The organism is Paenibacillus sp. J22P165, from assembly GCF_059692015.1.
This window is the reverse complement of record NZ_JCAUAP010000011.1, coordinates 97,609-118,778: the sequence shown is the minus strand read 5'-3', so window position 1 is coordinate 118,778 and position 21,170 is coordinate 97,609. Positions and strand designations below refer to the sequence as shown.

The 21,170-nt window shown below is 45.5% G+C and carries 20 protein-coding genes and 1 other annotated feature; of the genes, 17 read left to right on the top strand and 3 right to left on the bottom strand.

Annotated features, from left to right (window positions below):
- The first annotated feature begins 2 nt into the window (after positions 1 to 2).
- The 7 genes from yhbY to leuS all read left to right on the top strand — a co-directional run bounded on the left by yhbY (position 3) and on the right by leuS (position 6,339).
- Positions 3 to 296, top strand: coding sequence for a ribosome assembly RNA-binding protein YhbY (yhbY, locus tag AC58QM_RS26665; protein ID WP_497287830.1), 294 nt, complete (start codon positions 3 to 5; stop codon positions 294 to 296).
- A gap of 12 nt (positions 297 to 308) precedes the next feature.
- Positions 309 to 896 carry a nicotinate-nucleotide adenylyltransferase gene (gene nadD, locus AC58QM_RS26660; RefSeq protein WP_497287829.1) on the top strand — a complete coding sequence of 196 codons (588 nt, stop codon included), beginning with the start codon at positions 309 to 311 and terminating at the stop codon, positions 894 to 896.
- Positions 886 to 1,458, top strand: a complete 573-nt coding sequence (gene yqeK, locus AC58QM_RS26655; RefSeq protein ID WP_497287828.1) for a bis(5'-nucleosyl)-tetraphosphatase (symmetrical) YqeK — start codon at positions 886 to 888, stop codon at positions 1,456 to 1,458. The genes nadD and yqeK overlap by 11 nt, the downstream gene beginning before the upstream one ends.
- A gap of 19 nt (positions 1,459 to 1,477) precedes the next feature.
- Positions 1,478 to 1,825 carry a ribosome silencing factor gene (rsfS, locus tag AC58QM_RS26650; RefSeq protein ID WP_497287827.1) on the top strand — a complete coding sequence of 116 codons (348 nt, stop codon included), beginning with the start codon at positions 1,478 to 1,480 and terminating at the stop codon, positions 1,823 to 1,825.
- A complete protein-coding gene (locus tag AC58QM_RS26645) occupies positions 1,822 to 2,718 on the top strand; it encodes a CvfB family protein (protein WP_497287826.1) in 897 nt (298 codons plus the stop codon). Before rsfS ends, AC58QM_RS26645 begins: the two co-directional genes overlap by 4 nt.
- A gap of 1 nt (position 2,719) precedes the next feature.
- Positions 2,720 to 3,481: a class I SAM-dependent DNA methyltransferase gene (locus AC58QM_RS26640; RefSeq protein WP_497287825.1), complete on the top strand. Its 762-nt coding sequence runs from the start codon at positions 2,720 to 2,722 to the stop codon at positions 3,479 to 3,481.
- A 74-nt stretch (positions 3,482 to 3,555) separates the two neighbouring features.
- Positions 3,556 to 3,798 (top strand) — a binding site (T-box leader).
- An 81-nt stretch (positions 3,799 to 3,879) separates the two neighbouring features.
- The gene (gene leuS, locus AC58QM_RS26635; RefSeq protein ID WP_497287824.1) at positions 3,880 to 6,339 is read left to right on the top strand and encodes a leucine--tRNA ligase; all 2,460 of its coding nucleotides are present in this window, start codon (positions 3,880 to 3,882) and stop codon (positions 6,337 to 6,339) included.
- 28 nt (positions 6,340 to 6,367) lie between these two features.
- Here leuS and comER read toward each other — a convergent pair whose 3' ends face one another.
- Complete coding sequence (gene comER, locus AC58QM_RS26630; protein ID WP_497287823.1) at positions 6,368 to 7,201, bottom strand: late competence protein ComER; 834 nt, start codon at positions 7,199 to 7,201, stop codon at positions 6,368 to 6,370.
- 191 nt (positions 7,202 to 7,392) lie between these two features.
- On the opposite strand from comER, the gene AC58QM_RS26625 reads away from it, so the two are divergent.
- The 6 genes from AC58QM_RS26625 to holA all read left to right on the top strand — a co-directional run bounded on the left by AC58QM_RS26625 (position 7,393) and on the right by holA (position 14,620).
- The gene (locus AC58QM_RS26625) at positions 7,393 to 7,929 is read left to right on the top strand and encodes a ComEA family DNA-binding protein (protein ID WP_497287822.1); all 537 of its coding nucleotides are present in this window, start codon (positions 7,393 to 7,395) and stop codon (positions 7,927 to 7,929) included.
- A gap of 104 nt (positions 7,930 to 8,033) precedes the next feature.
- A complete protein-coding gene (locus tag AC58QM_RS26620; RefSeq protein ID WP_497287821.1) occupies positions 8,034 to 8,546 on the top strand; it encodes a deoxycytidylate deaminase in 513 nt (170 codons plus the stop codon).
- Positions 8,547 to 8,790: 244 nt separating this feature from the next.
- Positions 8,791 to 11,364, top strand: coding sequence for a DNA internalization-related competence protein ComEC/Rec2 (locus AC58QM_RS26615; RefSeq protein ID WP_497287820.1), 2,574 nt, complete (start codon positions 8,791 to 8,793; stop codon positions 11,362 to 11,364).
- Between the two features lie 265 nt (positions 11,365 to 11,629).
- Positions 11,630 to 12,178: an RNA polymerase sigma factor gene (locus tag AC58QM_RS26610; protein WP_310226843.1), complete on the top strand. Its 549-nt coding sequence runs from the start codon at positions 11,630 to 11,632 to the stop codon at positions 12,176 to 12,178.
- The gene (locus AC58QM_RS26605) at positions 12,175 to 13,392 is read left to right on the top strand and encodes a zf-HC2 domain-containing protein (RefSeq protein ID WP_497287819.1); all 1,218 of its coding nucleotides are present in this window, start codon (positions 12,175 to 12,177) and stop codon (positions 13,390 to 13,392) included. The genes AC58QM_RS26610 and AC58QM_RS26605 overlap by 4 nt, the downstream gene beginning before the upstream one ends.
- Positions 13,393 to 13,600: 208 nt before the next feature.
- Complete coding sequence (gene holA / locus AC58QM_RS26600) at positions 13,601 to 14,620, top strand: DNA polymerase III subunit delta (protein WP_497287964.1); 1,020 nt, start codon at positions 13,601 to 13,603, stop codon at positions 14,618 to 14,620.
- Between the two features lie 68 nt (positions 14,621 to 14,688).
- Here holA and rpsT read toward each other — a convergent pair whose 3' ends face one another.
- Positions 14,689 to 14,940, bottom strand: a complete 252-nt coding sequence (rpsT, locus tag AC58QM_RS26595) for a 30S ribosomal protein S20 (RefSeq protein ID WP_056609803.1) — start codon at positions 14,938 to 14,940, stop codon at positions 14,689 to 14,691.
- A gap of 460 nt (positions 14,941 to 15,400) precedes the next feature.
- Positions 15,401 to 16,081 (bottom strand): DNA-binding response regulator, encoded by a 681-nt coding sequence (locus AC58QM_RS26590; protein ID WP_497287818.1) that lies wholly within the window; start codon positions 16,079 to 16,081, stop codon positions 15,401 to 15,403.
- A 283-nt stretch (positions 16,082 to 16,364) separates the two neighbouring features.
- On the opposite strand from AC58QM_RS26590, the gene gpr reads away from it, so the two are divergent.
- From gpr to lepA, 4 genes are all read left to right on the top strand, one after another.
- Positions 16,365 to 17,363, top strand: a complete 999-nt coding sequence (gene gpr, locus AC58QM_RS26585) for a GPR endopeptidase (RefSeq protein WP_497287817.1) — start codon at positions 16,365 to 16,367, stop codon at positions 17,361 to 17,363.
- Between the two features lie 185 nt (positions 17,364 to 17,548).
- Positions 17,549 to 18,784: a stage II sporulation protein P gene (gene spoIIP / locus AC58QM_RS26580; RefSeq protein ID WP_497287816.1), complete on the top strand. Its 1,236-nt coding sequence runs from the start codon at positions 17,549 to 17,551 to the stop codon at positions 18,782 to 18,784.
- 29 nt (positions 18,785 to 18,813) lie between these two features.
- Positions 18,814 to 19,206, top strand: coding sequence for a DUF3679 domain-containing protein (locus AC58QM_RS26575; protein WP_497287815.1), 393 nt, complete (start codon positions 18,814 to 18,816; stop codon positions 19,204 to 19,206).
- Between the two features lie 73 nt (positions 19,207 to 19,279).
- Complete coding sequence (gene lepA / locus AC58QM_RS26570; RefSeq protein WP_497287814.1) at positions 19,280 to 21,094, top strand: translation elongation factor 4; 1,815 nt, start codon at positions 19,280 to 19,282, stop codon at positions 21,092 to 21,094.
- Positions 21,095 to 21,170 lie beyond the last annotated feature (76 nt).

Below are 21,170 nucleotides of genomic sequence, written 5' to 3'. Positions count from 1 at the left end.
CCATGTTATCAGGCAAACAGAAAAGATTTTTGCGTTCTTTAGCGCACCATGTAGATCCAATTTTTCAAGTAGGTAAAGGTGGCGTGAATGAGCATTTGATTCGTCACATCCAAGAAGCCATTGAAGTTCGCGAGTTGATCAAAATTACGGTACTCAACAACAGTGGTGAAGATCGTCAAGAAGTCGGAGCAGAATTATCTGAAAAATCCGGTGCAGAGCTAGTTCAAGTTATTGGGAAGATTGTCGTTCTTTACAAAGAATCACGTGACAATAAGAAGATTGAACTGCCGCGCTAATGAGGTGGACGTATGCTTGTCGGAATTATGGGAGGCACGTTCGATCCCATTCATACCGGTCATTTAATCGCAGCTGAACGTGCGAGGGTGGAAGGGGGCTTGGACGAGGTGTGGCTGATGCCAGCCAACGTCCCGCCGCATAAACCGAATGCCCCGAAGGGAACAAGCCAGCAGCGTTGGGAGATGGTTTGCCTTGCTGCAGAAGGCAATCCTTTTTTTCGTCCTATCGATATCGAAATTAACAAAGGCGGCGTATCTTATAGTATCGATACAATCGAGCTGTTGAAATCGCAATATCCGGACATCGCGTTCACTTATATTATTGGCGCGGATATGGTTCAGTATTTGCCGCAGTGGCATCGTATCGATGACATCGTGCGGCATATTCATTTTATTGGATTAGCTAGACCTGGTTATGAGCTGGACTTGTCACAGCTGCCCGAGCATATTCGACCCCGAGTTAAGCTAGTTCCGATGCCCCTCGTTGAAATTTCATCGACAGCTATTCGGGCGTTGAGACAGAAACAGGATCCTGTCAGGTATCTTGTGCCAGATAAGGTTGGGCAATTCATGGAGGTGAATCACTTATATGAAACGTGAAGACCTAATGGCAGCAGTGAAAGAGCAGATGCCGGAGAGACGTTGGCAGCACACGCTTGGTGTGATGGAAACGAGTGTCATGCTGGCAGAACGTTTTGGCGGTGATGCGGTCAAAGCGGATACTGCAGCAATTTTGCATGACTATTGCAAGTATTGGCCGATCGGGGAGCAAGCTAAGATTATTCGTGAGAACGATGTACCACAAGATTTATTAGCTTTCGATAAAGAGTTGTGGCATTCGCATGCAGGTGCTTTTATCGCGAAGACGCAATTTGGCATCGCTGACGAGGAGATTTTGGATGCGATTAGGTATCATACCTCGGGCCGCGAACAGATGACACAGCTCGATAAAATTGTTTGCTTGGCGGATTATATGGAGCCAGGTCGTGATTTCCCTGGTGTGGATTCGATTCGTGAGCTGGCGAAGACAAGTCTCGAACGCGCTTTGATTGCTGGATTTGATTCCACGATCAGCTTCTTGATAGCCAAAGGAAAACGCATTTATCCACTAACAATTCTAACTCGGAACGATTTATTGGAACAAATTCAAACACACACCTAATGACATGGAGGATGATTGCATGAGTAAAAACCCAGAAGAGATATTAGCATTCGTTGTTGAGGCAGCGGAGGACAAAAAAGCAGCAGATATCGTTAGTCTAAATTTGAAAGGTGTTTCCTTAATTGCTGATTATTTCGTGATTTGTCACGGGAATTCGGAAACACAAGTCCAAGCTATCGCAGGTGAGGCTCGTAAAAAAGCACACGAACATGGTGTTCATATCAGAGGCTTTGAAGGGATAGATACAGCAAGATGGGTACTGCTTGATTTAGGAGACGTTGTACTCCACGTTTTCCATCGTGATGACCGCGAATACTATAATATCGAAAGACTTTGGTCCGATGCTAAAGTTGTGGAGCGCGTATGAGAATGGAAGCAGGATCCCTTGTTACCCTCGAGGTAGCAAGGGAAGTTCCGCCTAATGGCTTTTTCCTCACGGATGGCTACCAGGATTTCCTTTTGCCTTACGCAGAAATCGTAGGCAATCGAATCAGCCCAGGAGATAAAGTGGAAGTATTCTTGTTCCACGATACCCAGGATCGAATTATGGCGACTATGAAACGTCCTTTGCTTATCATGGGTGAGGTTGGACTCTTGGAAGTCGTAGATATCCACCCGCGATTTGGCTATTTCTTAGAAATGGGATTAGGACGTCATCTACTTCTTCCATATCGACATGTTCCGGAACTTGAAGAACTTCGTCCCCAAGTAGGTGACAAAGTGTTTGCAACGCTTGCACACGATCGTCAAGGGCGATTGATTGCGAAGCTAGCACTTGAAGAAGACTTAGCTCCGCTATGCGTAAGAGCACCGTCGAGTTGGACGAACCAATGGGTGAAAGCACGCGTCTATCGGCCTTTGCAGATGGGTACTTTCGTCATTTGTGAAGCAGGTGTCTTAGGCTATGGTGTGATCGGGCTCATCATTCCGCAAGAACGGACCCGCTTACTTCGCGTTGGTGAGCAAGTCGATGTTAGGATTGCTTTCGTTCGCGAAGAAGATGGACGAGTTAACCTATCGATGAGACTTCCTAAGGAAAAAGGACGCGATGAGGATGCGGAGCGCATTCTAGAAGTGCTTCGTGAACGTCCTGGGAATGCCATGCCATTTTCAGATAAAACGCAGGCAGATATTATTAAAGATAAATTCGGCCTGAGTAAAGCGGCATTTAAACGTGCTCTAGGCAAGCTTATGAAAGATGGGCTTATCTATCAGGAAGCGGATTGGACTTATCTGAAACAAGAGGAGACGCAAGTCTGAGATGAGTTACGAGAAATTTGCCTATACGTACGATCGCTTGATGAACAGCATGCCGTATGAAGACTGGCTGCGGTTTGTGAAGGAAAGCTTTGAACGCTTTGAAGTTAAACCAACAACGCTTGTTGATCTAGGTTGCGGGACAGGCAATATATCGATTCCGTTAGCTGCTGAAGGATTGCTGGTGACGGGAATCGATCTTTCCGAGGATATGTTAGCTGTTGCCGAGCAGAAGTACAGTGAACAGCCCAGTCAGCTTCGCGGCGGTGGCATTCGTTGGATTCAGCAGGATATACGGGAATGGGAGCTTGGCGAGGAAGTCGATGTAGCCATTTCATTTTGTGATAGTGTTAATTATTTATTAGAGGAAGAGGACATCGTGGATGCTTTCCGTCAGACATGGGCGGGACTTAAGCCAGGCGGTTTGTTTCTCTTCGATGTACATACACCCCAGCAATTGTTTGCCTATGCGGAGTCTCAGCCTTTCTTTCTGAATGAGGACGATGTTGCTTACATTTGGACAAGCGAGTTAGATGAGGATCGTGTTCAGATTGAACATGATTTAACTATTTTCGTCAGAGACAGTGGTTCAAATGATAACTTCCGGCGTATTGATGAAACACATGAACAAAGAGCGTATCCCTTAGAATGGCTGGAACAGATGCTGATCGAGGTAGGCTTTCGTGAGGTACATCAAGCGGCTGACTTTACGTGGGGACAACCAACGGAGACAACGGAGCGAGCTTTCTTTATTGCGAAAAAATAATGTGGATGACGGGATTCGCCCTCGGCTTGACAGTTCGGCATTATTTTACATATAATCAAAGCTAATCAGTTGTATGGAAAGCTTAGATGAGGAATAGTACCTTGTACAGCATCTTACAGAGAGTCGGAGTTAGGGTGTGAGCCGGCAGATGTTAGTCTTGAGAACTCGCCTCGGAGCTAGAAGGTGAACCGCCTGATCCTGGATCAGTGCGCTAGCTGGATCGTCTCACCCGCGTTAAGGGGCAGAGTGAACACAGGTGAAGAACGCCTTGTGTTAACTAGGGTGGTACCACGGGAATTATACCTCTCGTCCCTAGCGATATCCGCTAGCGATGTGAGGTTTTTTTGTGCGTATTTGCATACATGAGCAATAGAGCATTTTAAGGAGGCATGGAAGGTATGACACAGGAATTGAAAGAAACGAAAGAGCAGCAAGGCTACAATCCGCAATCGATTGAACCCAAATGGCAGGCATACTGGGATGCGAAGAAAACATTTAAAGTACTAGAAAATTCGGATAAACCGAAATTTTATGCCTTGGATATGTTCCCATACCCATCAGGTGCGGGGCTACACGTAGGGCATCCAGAAGGTTATACAGCGACAGATATCGTTTCCCGTTTCAAGCGGATGAAAGGCTTTAACGTGCTTCACCCAATGGGCTGGGATGCGTTCGGACTTCCTGCGGAGCAATATGCCCTAGATACAGGGAATGACCCGCGTGAGTTCACGAAGAAAAATATTGATACGTTCCGTCGTCAAATTAAGTCACTTGGTTTCTCCTACGATTGGGATCGTGAGATTAGTACGACAGATCCGGAGTACTACAAATGGACACAATGGATTTTCATCCAGTTGTACAATAAAGGGCTTGCTTATGTCGACGAAGTGCCTGTTAACTGGTGTCCAGCTCTAGGTACGGTTCTTGCGAATGAGGAAGTTATTGACGGATTAAGCGAACGTGGTAACCATCCGGTTATTCGGAAGCCGATGCGTCAGTGGATTTTGAGAATTACAGAGTATGCAGAGCGTTTGCTTGAGGATCTTGAGGAACTGGATTGGTCCGAAAGTATTAAGGATATGCAGCGCAACTGGATTGGGAAATCAACGGGGGCAGAGGTTCAGTTCGCGATTGAAGGCCATGCGGAGAAAAGCCTAACGGTTTTCACAACGCGTCCAGATACACTTTTCGGTGCAACTTATTGTGTATTGGCGCCTGAGCATGAACTTGTTGCGCAGATTACCACAGAAGCGCAAACGGCTGCGATTAAAGAATATCAAGAGAAAGCTTCACGCAAAAGTGACTTGGAGCGTACCGATTTGGCGAAAGACAAATCAGGCGTGTTCACAGGTGCTTATGCCATCAATCCAGTGAATGACACGAAAGTGCCAATCTGGATCGCAGATTACGTGCTTGGCGGTTACGGTACAGGGGCAATCATGGCGGTACCAGGGCACGATCAACGTGACTGGGAATTTGCGAAGCAATTTGATTTGCCAATTATCGAAGTTGTGCAAGGCGGAGATGTGGAGAAAGAAGCTTACGCTGGCGATGGCAAACATGTGAACTCAGGTCCAATCGATGGATTGAACATTGAGCAAGGCATCAGCCACATGATCGCTTGGTTAGAGCAAAATGGCAAAGGCCGCGGCAAAGTAACGTATCGTTTGAGAGACTGGCTGTTCAGCCGTCAACGTTATTGGGGTGAGCCGATTCCAATTCTTCACCTTGAAGATGGCACGATGAAGCCAGTTCCAGTGGATCAATTGCCACTATTGCTTCCGCAAGTAGATGAAATTAAACCATCCGGTACAGGTGAGTCACCGCTTGCTAACGTATCTGAGTGGGTCAATACAATTGATCCAGAAACAGGTATGAAAGCTCGCCGTGAAACGAACACGATGCCGCAATGGGCGGGAAGCTGCTGGTATTACCTGCGTTTCATCGATCCAAAGAATGATCAAGCGTTCTGCTCGGATGAACTGCAAAAGCAATGGCTGCCAGTTGACCTGTATATTGGCGGAGCGGAGCACGCGGTTCTTCACTTGCTGTATGCGCGTTTCTGGCATAAAGTACTTTACGATCTTGGCTTTGTACACACGAAAGAGCCGTTCCATAAGCTTGTAAACCAAGGGATGATTCTTGGCGAGAACATGGAGAAAATGAGTAAATCTCGCGGCAATGTTGTGAATCCAGACGATATCGTGAGTGATCAAGGTGCGGATACACTTCGTATTTATGAAATGTTCATGGGGCCGTTGGAAGCGACAAAACCGTGGAATACAACAGGTGTAGATGGGATCTACCGTTTCTTGAATCGCGTATGGAGACTCTTCGTTGATGATAATGGTCAAGTGCACGCCAAAATTAGCGCGGATGAGACGCTAGGCAGCGATACATTCAAACGTACGTGGCACCGTTCCATCAAGAAGATTACGGAAGACTTCGATGCGCTTCGCTTTAACACAGCGATTAGCCAAATGATGATTTTTGTCAATGAAGCGTACAAAACAGAACGCTTGCCATTAGAAGCAGTGAAAAACTTCGTACAGATGCTTTCGCCACTAGCACCTCACTTGGCTGAAGAGCTATGGGAGAAATTAGGCGGCGTAGAATCGATTACTTACGAAGCATGGCCAGCTTATGATGAAGCATGGACTGTTGATAATGAAGTTGAAATCGTCGTGCAAATCAATGGGAAAATCGTTGAACGTGTTATGATTTCCAAAGATACAGATGAAGCAGCAATGGAAAAAATGGCTTTTGAACTCGACAAAGTCAAAGAAGCGACCGCCGGAAAGGCCGTTCGCAAATTGATTGTTGTTAAAGGTAAATTAGTCAATATCGTTGTAGGTTAAGAACGGAAAGATGCAAGCATTGGGAAGGCTACTGCTTTTGCTTTATGGTAAAAAGCTGCTCAGCCTTCTCAATGTCTTCTTCATATTTGGCATGTGTAGCACTAATCACTTGAGAGAAAACTCCGCAAAGTTCCTTTTCCAAAATACGTAAACCTTCCGCCGTTATACCTCCAGGAACCGATACCCGTTTTTGTAAACTGATGGGGTTGAAGCCTCCCGTTGTCAGCAATTTCCCAGTACCTAAAGTCATTTCACTTGCAAGCAGTGTAGCCTCTTCAGCTGAAATACCCGTTTCTTCCACCGCAGCATCAATAAAAGCTTGAATATAGCTAGCTAGAAAAGCAGGGCCGCAACTCGATAAATCAGATGAAATTCTCGTGTAATTCTCAGATACACGAATAGGTGTCGAGATATGTGTGAAAATATTTTCAAGCCATTCTTTATCTTCAGGCTGCATACGATTTCCATGAATACATAACGTAGCACCACTTAAAACGTAGTTCGTGATACTCGGTATGATTTTACTTATTTTAGCCGGGAGAAGACCTTCCAAATGCTTAATCAGAATAGGACTCGTGATGGATATTATAAATTGAGAGGAAAGCACGTCCTCTTTGATTTCATCAATAACCTTTTTAAATTCAGAAGGTTTCACACATAGGAAAATCAAATCACTTCCGCGCACGACTTCACGATTGGTTTCTGCCACTTGCAAGCCAGGATAGTTCTCCGCAAGAAGTTCAACTTTACGTAATGTTCGATTGCTAGCGATAATTTGCTCGGGATTGAATGCCCCGGAATGAATGAATGCTTCAATCAGTATACTTCCCATACTCCCAGTACCGATGAATCCAGCTTTCATCAAGTAATCCCTCCCGATAAAATCAGTCTTTATACGAAAATACAACCGATAAGCATGGTCACACAGCTTTAAATGCATGGCTTGAGGTTAGCTTTATCAAATTAGCGCAACAATTCGTCGTGTAGTCATTGGGACGCTTTTTCATGTATATGGTTGCCCATGCGCAAATATGCTAAGAAAGAAGGTCGTTTGTGGATTTTATTGGAAATAAAATGAAGAGAATCCTGCTGCTGCTTGGCATTATCTCGCTTTTTGTTTGGGTTGTTTGGCCATTTCTCCGTGGAGGGCAATCATCCATTCAAACAGCGTTTATGCCGATCAATACACAGATGGAAGCATTACTCGGGCAAGCCGCTAGTGAGCAACAAGAAAAGGCAGCGAAAGCGACTTCAGTTGCTACTATTAATGCCACGACAACACCAAAGGCGAGTCTGGCACCCCCGAAAGAAAGTCCAGCATCGACGGCAATTTCTGAAAAACCGATAACTTCTACAGAGAGTGGAAACACAACTACAGATACGAGAGATGGGCTACTAAATTTGAACACGGCTACATTAGAACAATTAGATAAGTTGCCGGGGATCGGTGAAAGTAAGGCCAAAGCGATTATTGCGCATCGTTCGAAGATTGGAAGCTTTAAGCGAGTCGAAGAACTAATGGATGTGAAAGGTATTGGTGAGAAAATGTTCGAGAAGCTCAGGGGCTTGTTATTTGTGGCGCCAAGTTAGCTCATCTTTTCATTTCTAGTGAAATGTGAGAAAATACTAGAAATAGTTTTGCATTCGAATAGAGTAACTAGACAAACCGAGTCACCAGGAGGGAGTCCAGCATCATGAGCATCCGAAAAGATTGGGATACGTATTTCCTAGATATTGCATATATGGCTTCCACACGCTCTAGGTGTAATCGTCGTCATGTTGGAGCAGTTCTTGTACAGGGCAAAAAGTTACTTGGTACAGCTTATAACGGAGCCCCAATGGGCGTGGCAGATTGCACGGAAGCGGGTTGCATGCTTGTGGAAGAGATCGAATTGAAGGTTGTAGCCGATGTCGAGGAGGTCGTACGTAAGCACCGTTGCATACGCACCATCCATGCTGAGCAGAACTTATTGTTGTTTACCGATCGTGAGGATCGTGAGGGCTCTACCGTTTATGTGACGGATCAACCTTGCTGGACCTGTGCAAACATGTTGGCTAACAGCGGTGTAACCGAGATTGTGTTTCATCGCGGATATCCAAAGGATCATGAGAAGGTTAGTCAATTGATGGAAGCTAGAGGAATGTCATTCCGACAGATGACTACGTATGAACCGCCTGCAGGAACCTTATCCGAGGTTGTGAACTGAATAGCGCGTTATGAGGGGAAGAACCTCTCTCTAGAAGCAGCCGTTGTGGTGCGCTAGGGGGAGGTTTTTTTGTTGGGATTGTGCGGGGAAATAGGACGGATACACGGCAACATTCTAGGTTACGATAGAGAACGTGTGTTCCTTTTCGAAGAAAACATACAGGTACATGGAAAAATCGAGATGTCTCGTAATTGTATGAGGGATATTGAAATCGAAAATGTAAAAAGAAGGAGAGGACTCTACCGTGAAAAGACCAGTTGTTCAAGGGTGCTGTCTGTGGATAAGTGGCTATGTGCTTGCTATTTATACCGAGCTTCCATGGCTGTCCTGGACGACGAGCGCGCTGCTGGTAGCCGCGCTCGTCGCCATCTACGTGCTGCGCCTGCCTGGCCGGCAGCCGCTGGGTGCACTGCTGCTGGTCGTAATAGCCTACGGCTATTATCAAGGGACCGACCAGCGCAACATCACCGCCCTGCCGCTGGCGCAGCAGCAGCAGGTAGGCGAGGCCGGCAGCGAGGTCACGCTGCTCGGCCGGTTCGCTAGCCCTGTCACCATCGACGGTGACAGGGCTAGCTTTACCCTTGAAGCGGAGTCCGTCCGCTTCAACGAAACCGCCGCTTTCCCGCTCGGCGGGGAAAGCGTGCAGGTCTCGCTGCGCCTGATGGAGCAGGCGCAGCAGGCAGTGGCGTCGGGCTGGCGCCGCGGCGACGCCCTGACGCTAACGGGGACGCTGCGCAGCCCGTCCCCGGCACGCAACTTCGGCGGCTTCGACTACCGCCGATATTTGCGCCTTCACCACACGCATTGGCTGCTGTCAGCCAAAGGGGTGGATCAGGCGCAAGTGCAGCCTGCGGCTGCGCACTTCAGCGTCGTCCAGCTTCTGCGCTGGAACGACGAGCTGCGCGCTGCTCTCAGCAGGCGCATGGACGTGATCTTCCCCGCGTCGCAAGCGGGGTTTATGAAAAGCATGCTGATCGGACTCACGGACGATCTGGATCCTGACCGCTTCCAGCAATTTTCGGAGCTGGGATTAACACATATTTTAGCCATCTCAGGGTTAAATATTGCCGTATTTCTGGGCGTGTGCATCTGGGTCTTACGCCGTTTCCGAATGGCTAAAGAGACTTATCTGCTCATCTGTATGTGTCTACTCCCGTTCTACGTCCTCGTTACAGGCGCATCACCTTCTATTGTCAGAGCGGGACTCATGTCAATGATTGCACTGTACGCAGCTCGGCGTGGAGGAATGAAAGAAGTGCTGCACATTCTGGCTGTTGCTGCATGGGCGATGCTTGTGTGGGAGCCCTATTTTTTACTCGATGTAAGCTTTCAGCTGTCATTCTTAGTAACACTTGGACTGATCCTAGGTGTGCAAAGAGTGACCATATTACTCTCACCTTTCCTAACCTCTCCGACACTCAGAAATACGTTTGCAATTACACTTGTCTCCCAAGCGGTTTCCTTCCCAGTCTCGATTTATTATTTCAATCAATTTTCTTTGTTGTCTTGGTTAGCAAATGCTGTGTTAGTGCCAGTCATCAGTATGATCGTGTTTCCGGCAGGTTTGGTTGCGCTCGCACTCGGTTTGCTCTATATCCCCTTAGGTCAGAGATTAGGCCTACTGATTTCATGGCTGAATCGAGCCATATTTTGGATTACGGATCAACTCCAACAAATACCTTATCTCAAAATGATTTGGCCATCTCCAAGTATTCCGTGGATCTACTTTTATTACGGTTTTTTGATACTTATTTATGTTCTATGGCATCGCATCCACGTAAGTGCTACAGACGAGCTTCCTATCATGCTCGACCGTGGCAGCGGCAAGAATACAAAAAAGCGACATGTACAGCTAAGTTTACTCCTGGCCATAGGCAGTTTTCTTATACTTTTATGGATCGGTTATACACCAAATCGCTTTCAACGCACAGGCGTTGTGCAATTTATTGACGTAGGACAAGGAGATGCGATACTTATTCGAACACCGTATGGCAAGCATCTATTAATTGATGGTGGTGGCACACTTTTGTTCCGCAAAGCAGGGGATGAGTGGAAAAATCGTAAAGATCCATTTGAAGTGGGGCAAAAGACGCTGGTGCCACTGTTGAAGAAGCGAGGTATACATCGTCTGGAGATGGTCGTGCTTACTCACGAGGATGCCGACCACAGCGGTGGGCTGCAGGCGGTAATTGAGCAAATTCCAGTGAAACAATTTGTATTTAATGGAACGTTTAAAGAAAGTACTAGCGTGACAACCTTATTCTCGACACTTGTGCAAAAGGAAGTTCCTTTATTTCCCGCACAAGTGGCGGATTGGATCACGATCGATCCGCTAACGAGATTACAGGTGATTTATCCACTTGAAACGAATCAGACAGAGATTGAAATTGTCAAAGAACAGAATGCGAGATCGGTGGTTTTCTTGCTTGACATGCAAGGAACTCGGTGGTTATTTACGGGGGATATGGAAAAAGAATCTGAAGCCGCTGTCCTTGAATATTTACAAAATCACCCAGGGCTGATTGCCAACGATTTATCTCGAGGATCAGTAGCAGCTAAAGCTAATCAGCATATTGATGTTCTTAAAGTTGCTCATCATGGCAGCAAAACATCGACAACCCCAGAATGGTTAGCCTATTGGAATCCAGCTGTTGCTGTCATTTCTGTTGGTGCAATGAATACTTATGGACATCCATCGCCAGAGATCATTGATCATTTAGTTAGCGCTAAAGCGGGTATTTTTCGTACAGACCGAATGGGCGAAGTTCAGATGGAAGTTCGGAAAGAGGGGATTTTTACCCGAATGAAGATAGAGTAATAGACTTTGTAGTATTTGCTTGATCCCATAGAGGCCTTAGCATCGATTTTCCCCTGAGGGAAGGCGTGGTTAAGGCTTATTCTTTGTAATTTTCGGAATCTTAAGCTATATTGAAACAAATTATTGTTTTTTACGTCTAAAAGGTGTTATATCGCTCATTTTTTGTTATTCTGATAGATGCAACTACCAATATATTTATTCTAAAAAGATTGCAACCTTATGAGAAGCGATTGCGTTTATAAGATTGCAAGGGGGAGGGATCCCAGTGATAGCACCCGAACTGGTAAGATCAGCACAAGCCGGTGACCGTGATGCGCTCATTACCCTATTGCGAGAGATTGAGTCTCACGTTTATCGGACGGCTTTTTATATTCTGAATAATGAACAGGATGCGCTGGATGCTTCTCAAGAAGCACTGATCCGCATTTATACCAAAATTAATTCATATGAAGAAAAAGCCTTGTTCAAAACGTGGGTACAGCGGATTGTTACGAACATCTGCATCGATAAATTTCGCAGAGCGAAGCCAACGGTCTCAATGGATGAGCATGAGATGACGTTTACAGCTGATAATGATGTAGAGCAGGAAATATTGACGGGCTATCTAGCTCAGGATATTAGAGAGGCTATTGAAAAGCTTCCCGAACACCATCGCACTGTGGTTGTTCTTCGTTATTTGCAGGACTTTTCGTATCATGAAATCGCAGAATCGCTAGGCTTACCACTAAATACGGTGAAGTCTTACTTATTCCGAGCTAGACACACCTTACAGGCGTTACTCCAAGATTATCAGAAAGGAGGTGTTCGGGGATGAAATGTCAAGAGGTGATGATGTACATGCAAAGACAGCTAGATGGAGATTTAGCTCCAGAAGAGGAAGATGAGCTGCATGCTCACCTAATGCATTGTTTGGACTGTGCCCAGATGTTTGAACGTCTGAAGGCCCTTTCGAGCGAATTGTCCCAGCTTCCTAAAGTTATGCCACCTTTCAGTTTGGTTGATTCAATATTGCCGCAACTGCTTGAATTGGATAAACAAAAAGAGACGCCACAGTTGGATAATGTCGTTACGTTCCCAACACTGGTTGCAAGGGCAGAAGTAGAAGGTGAGCCAAAACGCTCAGGTTTGAATCGTTTTAAAGAACAGTTCTCGTGGAAATTCGCAAGTGGCGTTGTTGCCGCGGGATTGATTATTGGGTTCTTTGCATTTAATATGCAGAATCCTGCTACACAGAATGCGGACGAACTGATGTCTCGTGTTAGCTCTGATTCTAAAGGCGCTAAAGATGATAGTCCTAGAGCCGCGGCAGAGATGAATCGCATGCAAGCGCAGGATCCCATCGCTAAGAATCAGGTGGATGCCACAGCTAATGGAGGTGCACCTAACACTCCAACGACGGATTCATTAGTAAAAGGAACAGACAATGCGGAGTCATCAACAGGCAGTGGGAATACGCCTCAGGCTACCACCAACGCGCAACTAGAGAAACCAGGCGTATTTACCTCACCAGCAAGCGGAAGCGAGTTGCAAGGTGCACAGGTTTCACCTTCCACTACGCCGCCAGAGCGTTTGAAGGAAGTGGACGCATCCAATAAGCTTGATAAAACGGACCCCAATGCAGATGTAAATACGCCTCCGGCAGGCTTATCTGTACCGAAATCAACGTTGGAACCTAAGTCAACGGAGTCGCCAACCAAGAAAACAACCCAAGAGCCTTCTGTGGACCCTTCCGGTACAGAGCGTACAAATAGCGGTCAAGGCATGTCCTTTTTAGCCATTCCTCAAGAAGGCGTGCTGAAGTCTACATCGGGTATGTATGAGGCAAAGATCGAAGATGCGCATGTTGTCATTCGAAATAGCCGCACGCTAGAAATCGTATTTGTTTCCAAGCATGTGTGGGAGGCACAGGATCAGATCACGCTGTTGGAATGGTCTAAGGATGATAAGATGTTTTATGAAGTGACAAGCAAAGGAACGCTCCAAACTTTTCTTATTAACCTGAATGACAAAACAGAAGTCAATAAATAAAAATAAGAAATGATGCACCAAAAGGTTAGCGCATGCGTAAACTATCTTAGAAGAATAGAGAACAGTTCATTCATCCACACGAGCTAAGGTTTCTAGAGCCTTAAATCGGTGTTTAAATAGACTGGCGAAGGGATTGCTGCAAGGTCTTCGGACTTTGACGTAATCCCTTTGTTGTTGGTAAAATGAACGGGAGGGGTGAATGCCAGCGATGGACGCGAAGAGAGCATTGAAAGATATACAAGCAGGCCGGCCAGCTCCCGTTTATTTATGCTACGGACCTGAGAAATATAAAATGCGCGAATTTATTCAGGTTTTAACGGATTCCTTAATGGGTCCAGAAGATCGAGAATTCGCCGTGAGTAAGTTCGATTTGAGTGAAATGCCGCTTTCCTCTGCCTTAGATGACGCTGAAACGTTACCTTTCATGGTGCCGAAGAAATTGGTTATCGCGAAAAATGCGCTATTTTTCACAGGTGCAAAGGAAAATACGAAGCTTGAGCACAATATGGATCGTTTGACGGCTTATTTGAAATCTCCCGCGGAGCATACGGTTGTGGTGTTCACATTGGATGCTGATAAATTGGACGAGCGTAAAAAGATTGTAAAAGCACTTAAAGACATGGAAGCCGCCGTACCGTTCCTATCCTTGAGCCCAGAGGAACTTACGCATTGGGTAGCTAAGCAAGCTAGTCTGCTAGGGTTTACTTTCACTGGCGGGGCTGCGGATCAGTTGATTCTGTATACAGGTGGTAATTTGCAATCGTTATCGGCTGAGCTAGAGAAAATTTCACTGTATGTAGGTGCACAAGGTGAAGCAACACCGGACGTCGTTGATCAGTTGGTTGCGAGGAGCACGGAGCAGAACGTATTTATTCTCATCGAAGATATTGTGAATGTACGATTGGAACGGGCTTTCGTCATCTTGGAGGAGCTTCTGAAGCAGCGTGAGGAGCCTATCAAGATCGCTTCACTGATCGCCAGACAGTTCCGCATCATGCTGCAGGTCAAAGAATTGGGGAAGCAAGGCTATTCGCAGCAACAGATGGCTTCACAGATTGGTTTGCATCCTTTTGCCGTAAAAGTAGCTGAGGGGCAGGCGCGGAAGTACGATGGGGACAAGCTGAGCCGCATTATGGGCGAGTTAGCTGATCTTGATTTGCAGATGAAAACAGGAAAAATCGACAAAGTCTTGGGTCTTGAATTATTTCTTCTTAGGCTGGCAGCCTAAGAAGTGATGTTAATGGAAAAAAGACTAATACTCCTAGGAGAATTAGTCTTTTGCTTTATGTCCGTGTATTACGCTTGAGCCGAAAGAGCGTTTAGCTTTTTAGCTAGACGGGACTTCTTGCGGTTAGCGGCATTTTTATGGATTAAACCTTTAGAAGCAGCTTTATCTAATTTCTTGGAAGCAGAAACTAGAGCTTCAGGGGTTAAAGCTGTTTCGAAAGCTTTCACAGCAGTACGCAAAGCGGACTTGTGGGAAGCGTTGCGAAGACGACGCTTTTCGCTAACTTTTACTCGTTTAATAGCGGATTTAATGTTTGGCATGAAATTCACCTCCTACTTACAGAACACGTTCAACTTACATTTATATGTGTGCTGACAACTTAAAGTATTCTACCACGCAATATTTCAAAATGCAAGAGCTGTCAATAGGTTTTCAGTGGTCTTTATTAGGTATTGATGTTTACTGCAGTGTTAGAATAGCTCCATCATCGCCGCGAACCGTTATTCCCACCGAAAACAGCAGTAGTCCGATATCTCCGAACTAAATTGTAGCTTCCACTCTAAAAAAAACCATTAGTCAGATTCTGTCTGCTTAATTAACCACTTTCCTTGCCTGAGAGCAGATTTAGACGATTTAGTTTGGTTTTTTAGGACTAATCAAGGATTATTGCCGCGGATAACTAGTTTAGTTGGTCAATTTCGGACTACGTGGGGTGGGAAGGGTGCATGTTCGATGCACAATGGTTTGCAGGACGGGGGTATAGTGGGAAACAAAACAGGGTTACAACAATGGCGGTTTCCGAGTCGTATCTACAAGCCAAGAGTGCACTCTAGCAACGCCTTTGACTTCAGGGCGAAGCCATTTTTTATCTTCTAGGAGTCGTATTTGATTTCTTGCCGTATCATATCCGCATTGTAGCACTTCTTTGACGTCCGCGAGTTTAATGGGGCGATCCAGTCTTAAGGCCAATCGTAAAATATCTCTTTCCCGACTGCTTAATTGACTTTCAAAATAGTCGTGTTCCCCGAATAAGCTTCCGATAAGCTGCTGGAGTAGCGCCTGCCACAGTCGTGGACGTTCTCGAATATCATCCAAGCTAATGCGCACGATGATCCAACCATCATTCACCAAGTGCATGTGTCGCACCAATTGATTTGAGTATTGTCTGCGATCAAGCTTGTCATAGTGAGTTCCGAACGGGTCGATCTCAAAGGTGATTCGGATACCAGAACGGATATAAGCAAAGTCGAGATATCTTTTGCCGTCTGCGTAATCAACAATCTCATACTCGGGATGCAAGTAAGTAAAGTGTCCGAAAGCCTTCCACCACAGTGAACGGAGAAATTCTTTCTCAGCAAACGCATGACCAGTCTGTAATTTTCGTAGTGCTTCACCACTCCTTTTACTCAAATGTCCATTCAGCCATTCTTGGTGAGCACTGTCAAACGGATTCAATGTCATTACATCACGCTCCATCCGAAAATAAAATAGCGCCGTCCCACAACTCCTAAGAGTTATGGAAACGGCGCATGCTTTGCGTTTGAAAATGCAAATCTATTCGATTAGGTTACATTGAGAATAACATCACCGGTCGTTTCTGACAACAGTCTTTCAGTAGACTTTTATCATGAATCTGACATCTTCATTATTCCCCATCTTATATCCCAGTAGCCCCCACCTGAATAAGCGACTCCTACTTGTCACACAATAAACAATACAGCGCAAGTATGAAAGGGGACCTCCAATGGACTTAGGCTTATTTAACACACAGACCGACCTTGCACTTGATGCAAGGGATATGGCCCATGCAGCCAATCAGGGGCAGCCAATTCCTGGTATTGAACAAGAGTTCACACGGGAAAACGGGATACGCGTCACCAAAATCAACGTCCTGAACGAAGAAGGGTCCAAAGCGCTTGGTAAGCTTCTGGGCCATTATATAACGATTGAAGTACCTGCGCTCCGGGAAAAAGACAGCCAGCTGCAGGATCGCGTAGCGACCAAACTAGCTCAAGAGTTTGAGCAGTTTTTGCGGCATGTCGGCATTCCTAAGAATGCGAAGGCACTTATTATTGGACTGGGAAATGGCAATGTAACCCCGGATGCCTTAGGTCCTTTAGTCGTTGAGAATATTATGGTGACGCGGCATTACTTTGAACTGGTTCCCGAAGATGTGAGCCCAGGTTATCGAGCCGTAAGTGCTGTTGCACCAGGGGTGCTCGGTACAACAGGGATTGAAAGCAGCGATATCGTACAAGGAATTGTAGATAAATCTAAACCTGATTTCATCATCGCCATAGATGCGCTCGCCTCTAGATCCTTGGATCGTGTCAACACGACCATACAGATTGCGGATACGGGCATTCATCCTGGCTCAGGCATCGGAAATAAACGCAAAGGCTTGACTAAGGAGAATCTAGGAATTCCTGTTATTGCGATTGGAGTACCGACGGTTGTGTATGCCTCGACGATTGTAAACAATGCTTTTGATCTCATGCAGAAGCATTTTAGCGGCCAAACGAGTAATACGGGTCAAATTTTTGGACTTCTAGATAATATCAATGAAGATGAGCGATTGCAGCTTGTCAAAGAGGTGCTAAACCCCGTAGGACACGATCTACTCGTTACGCCGAAGGAGATTGACCAGTTTATTGAGGATATCGCCAATATTATCGCTAGCGGCCTGAATGCGGCTTTACATGACGCTGTAGATGTCGATAATGTGGCAGCCTACACCCATTAATTCAAGCAAAGAACTGAACCCACTGGCGTGGTGGCAGTTCTTTTTTGCCGTTCTACTGTGGCCCTCATTAGAGCTCTATCATTCCCTTTTCATCCTTCTCTATCAAAAAAATCTAGCGAAACTAGTTCTATCGTTCGGGCTCGTTTCATAGATTGAATTAAGATAGTTTAGGAGGCATGGAAACTATGAAATGGACATCAGCCACATGGAATTTCAGCCAAGTTCGCAAAACCTTTCAGAGCGCCAGTTCCGTCGGAAAAACGTTTATGGTACTCAGCACCTCGACCTTAGCTTTATTTGTACTCATTGGTCTTGGTGGCGTCCTGCAAAGTAGATTAATGTCAACAACGTCGCCGGTTTCTTCCATGAAAGGTCTTGCTGCATCTGTCACGAATCAGTTTTTCATCGATATGTTGGGTATGGAAGTCCCTCATTTAAATAAGGATCAGAAAAAGTTTACCTTTTCCCAACATAATGTATTTCACTTCGCTTTTCAAATGATGACCAATATTAATCCAAGTGATCCCAAAAGCCTTGTCGCAAGTGAAGTGCCTGGTATGGATTTGACGAAATCCACGGTCTTGGTGAAAGGGAGCGAAAATAATCCCAGTGCGCCATATGATTTCAATCCAGGCTCGAATAATTTGGAGGCAGAAGCCAAAAATCCACCACTTCCGACTCCATCTATAGAACCAACGCCGATTAGCAGTGCGTCCCCATCTCCGAGTGCAGTTGGTCAACCACCGAAAACCGCTGGCGATAATATTGCTTTTATCTATCAAACACATAGTAATGAGTCATTTCTTCCCGAGCTTAAAGGTGTGACAGATCCAGACAAAGCTTATAGCGATAAAGTGAATATCATCTCCGTAGGGCAACGGTTAGCTCAGAACCTTGAGAGAGATGGCATTGGTGCTGTGCATTCCTCAACCGTTTATCCGAGCACAGTTAAAGGCTTTGAATATCCGTACTCCTACAAATATTCCGCCAAAACGCTCCAAGAAGCAGTAACTTCGCACAAGGATTTGGATTATTTCTTCGATATTCATCGCGACTCAGGCGCACGTAATAAAACAACGGCTACGATCGATGGCAAGGAAGTTGCGCAGGTATACTTTATCATCGGCGGGAAAAATCCAAACTGGAAAAAGAACGAGGAATTTGCAAGCAAAATTCATCAAGTGCTGGAAGCGAAGCATCCAGGTGTCTCCAAAGGGATTCATGCGAAAGAGGCTAGTGAGGGGAATGGTTTGTATAATCAAAACATTTCACCTAACAGCATTTTGATCGAAGTGGGCGGTCCCTACAATACCCTCGAGGAATGCTACCGGGCAACGGATTGGTTGGCCGAAGCGATATCGGAAGTTATTTTGAACGCGAAGAAAGTAGATGCACCGGCGGATACAGCGAAAAAATCGTAAACCGGCATACAATAAGAGGAGGAAATGTGATGAGGCTGAGGCACTTTTATATCAAGGTTGGATTGTTTGGACTCTTGCTGCTATTTTGTATCTTGTTCGGCGTCAGTCTAGCATCCAGCGGAATGGAACGTATTGAAGGTCCTCAGCCTTCCTCTAAAGCATCATCACAGGCTGCTCCAACCAAATCACCAAGTAAGGTAGTAACAACGGCAGTCAAACCTACACCAACACCAACATCAGCTGTTCAAAACACAACGGTAAAAGGCAAACAAGTTGATGAACCAAAGACGGACCCTGTTGTCATTCAAGATAATTCACTGAACCGTGTGGGCAATAAATTAGGTGAGTTTTTACAAATAACTGCCCATCATGCTATTAAATTGTTCATCTCCTTGTTTGATGCTGTTTTAGGCAAAGGCTAGCTGTGCATTGCTCCGACTTCCCACAACTGCTATAATGAAAATTATTTGCATGTAGTGGGGGTTAGTCTTTAGCATGACGGACATTCGAGAAAGACAACAAAGAATTCGCAACTTTTCAATTATCGCTCATATCGATCACGGAAAATCAACACTAGCTGATCGCATTCTGGAATATACAGGTGCATTGTCTTCTCGTGAGATGCAAGAGCAGGTTCTCGACCAGATGGATCTGGAGCGTGAACGCGGAATTACGATTAAACTTCAAGCGGTGAGATTGGCTTACCGCGCTGATGATGGTGTCGATTACATCCTTAACTTGATTGATACACCAGGACATGTAGACTTTACCTATGAGGTATCACGAAGCCTTGCTGCTTGTGAAGGCGCTTTGTTGGTTGTTGACGCGGCTCAAGGGATTGAGGCTCAAACACTAGCGAACGTATATCTCGCATTGGAAAATAATTTAGAAATTTTACCTGTTATTAATAAAATCGATTTACCAAGCGCAGACCCGGATAAAGTAAAGCAAGAGATCGAAGACGTGATCGGACTTGACGCTAGTGATGCGGTACATGCTTCAGCTAAAGCGGGTATTGGTATTAAAGAAATCATTGAGCAAATTTGCTTAAAGGTACCGGCACCTCAAGGTAATCCTGATGCACCTTTGAAAGCTTTGATTTTCGACTCCCATTATGATAGCTACAAAGGGGTAATCGTCTACGTACGTGTTGTAGATGGTGCGATCAAAGCAGGCTCCAAAATCAAAATGATGGCGACAGGCAAAGTGTTTGAAGTTATTGAGGTTGGTGCGTTCAAACCGAGAATGTCATCCGTTCCTTCCCTTGAGGTTGGAGATGTTGGTTTCATCGTTGCTGGTATTAAAAATGTTGGAGACACCCGTGTCGGTGACACGGTAACGGAAGCAGATCGCCCTTCACCGGATGCGCTGCCAGGTTACCGTCGTATCAATCCAATGGTATTCTGTGGATTGTATCCAATTGAAACGACAGATTACAACGATTTGCGCGAAGCGTTGCAAAAGCTTGAATTGAATGACGCATCCTTGCGTTTTGAACCTGAAACATCTACGGCACTTGGTTTCGGCTTCCGTTGTGGATTCTTAGGACTCCTGCACATGGAAATCATCCAGGAGCGTATCGAGCGTGAATTCAACATTCCGTTGATTACGACAGCGCCAAGCGTTATCTACCGCATCACATTAACGAATGGTGATGTCATGGAGATTGATAACCCATCTAATTACCCAGATCCGCAACGTATTGACTTCGTAGAAGAGCCTTATGTAAAAGCTTCCGTGATCGTGCCGAACGATTATGTAGGTACAATCATGGAGCTTTGCCAAGGTAAGCGCGGCGAATACTTGAACATGGAATATTTGGATACGAATCGTGTAACATTGACGTATGAGATTCCATTATCAGAGATTGTCTACGATTTCTTCGATATGCTGAAGTCACGGACGAAGGGATATGCTTCCTTTGACTATGAAGTTAGCGGCTACAAGAAATCCAATCTGGTTAAAATGGACATCTTGCTCAATTCGGAGCAGGTGGATGCATTGTCCTTTATCGTTCACCGCGATACGGCTTATCACCGTGGCAAAATCATTTGTGATAAACTGAAGGAACTTATCCCGCGGCAAATGTTTGAAGTGCCGATTCAAGCGGCAATCGGACAAAAAATTGTGGCACGTGAGACTGTTAAAGCGATGCGTAAAAACGTACTTGCCAAGTGTTACGGCGGAGACATTTCGCGTAAACGTAAATTGTTAGACAAGCAAAAAGAAGGTAAAAAACGCATGAAGCAAGTCGGTAGTGTAGAAGTGCCACAAGAAGCGTTCATGGCTGTTTTGAAAATCGACGAATAGATGCATGGAATGAAAAGCTGGGGTGGCAGCATACGCTGTCCCTTGGCTTTTTCTCAATGGAGAGATGGCTAGTTTG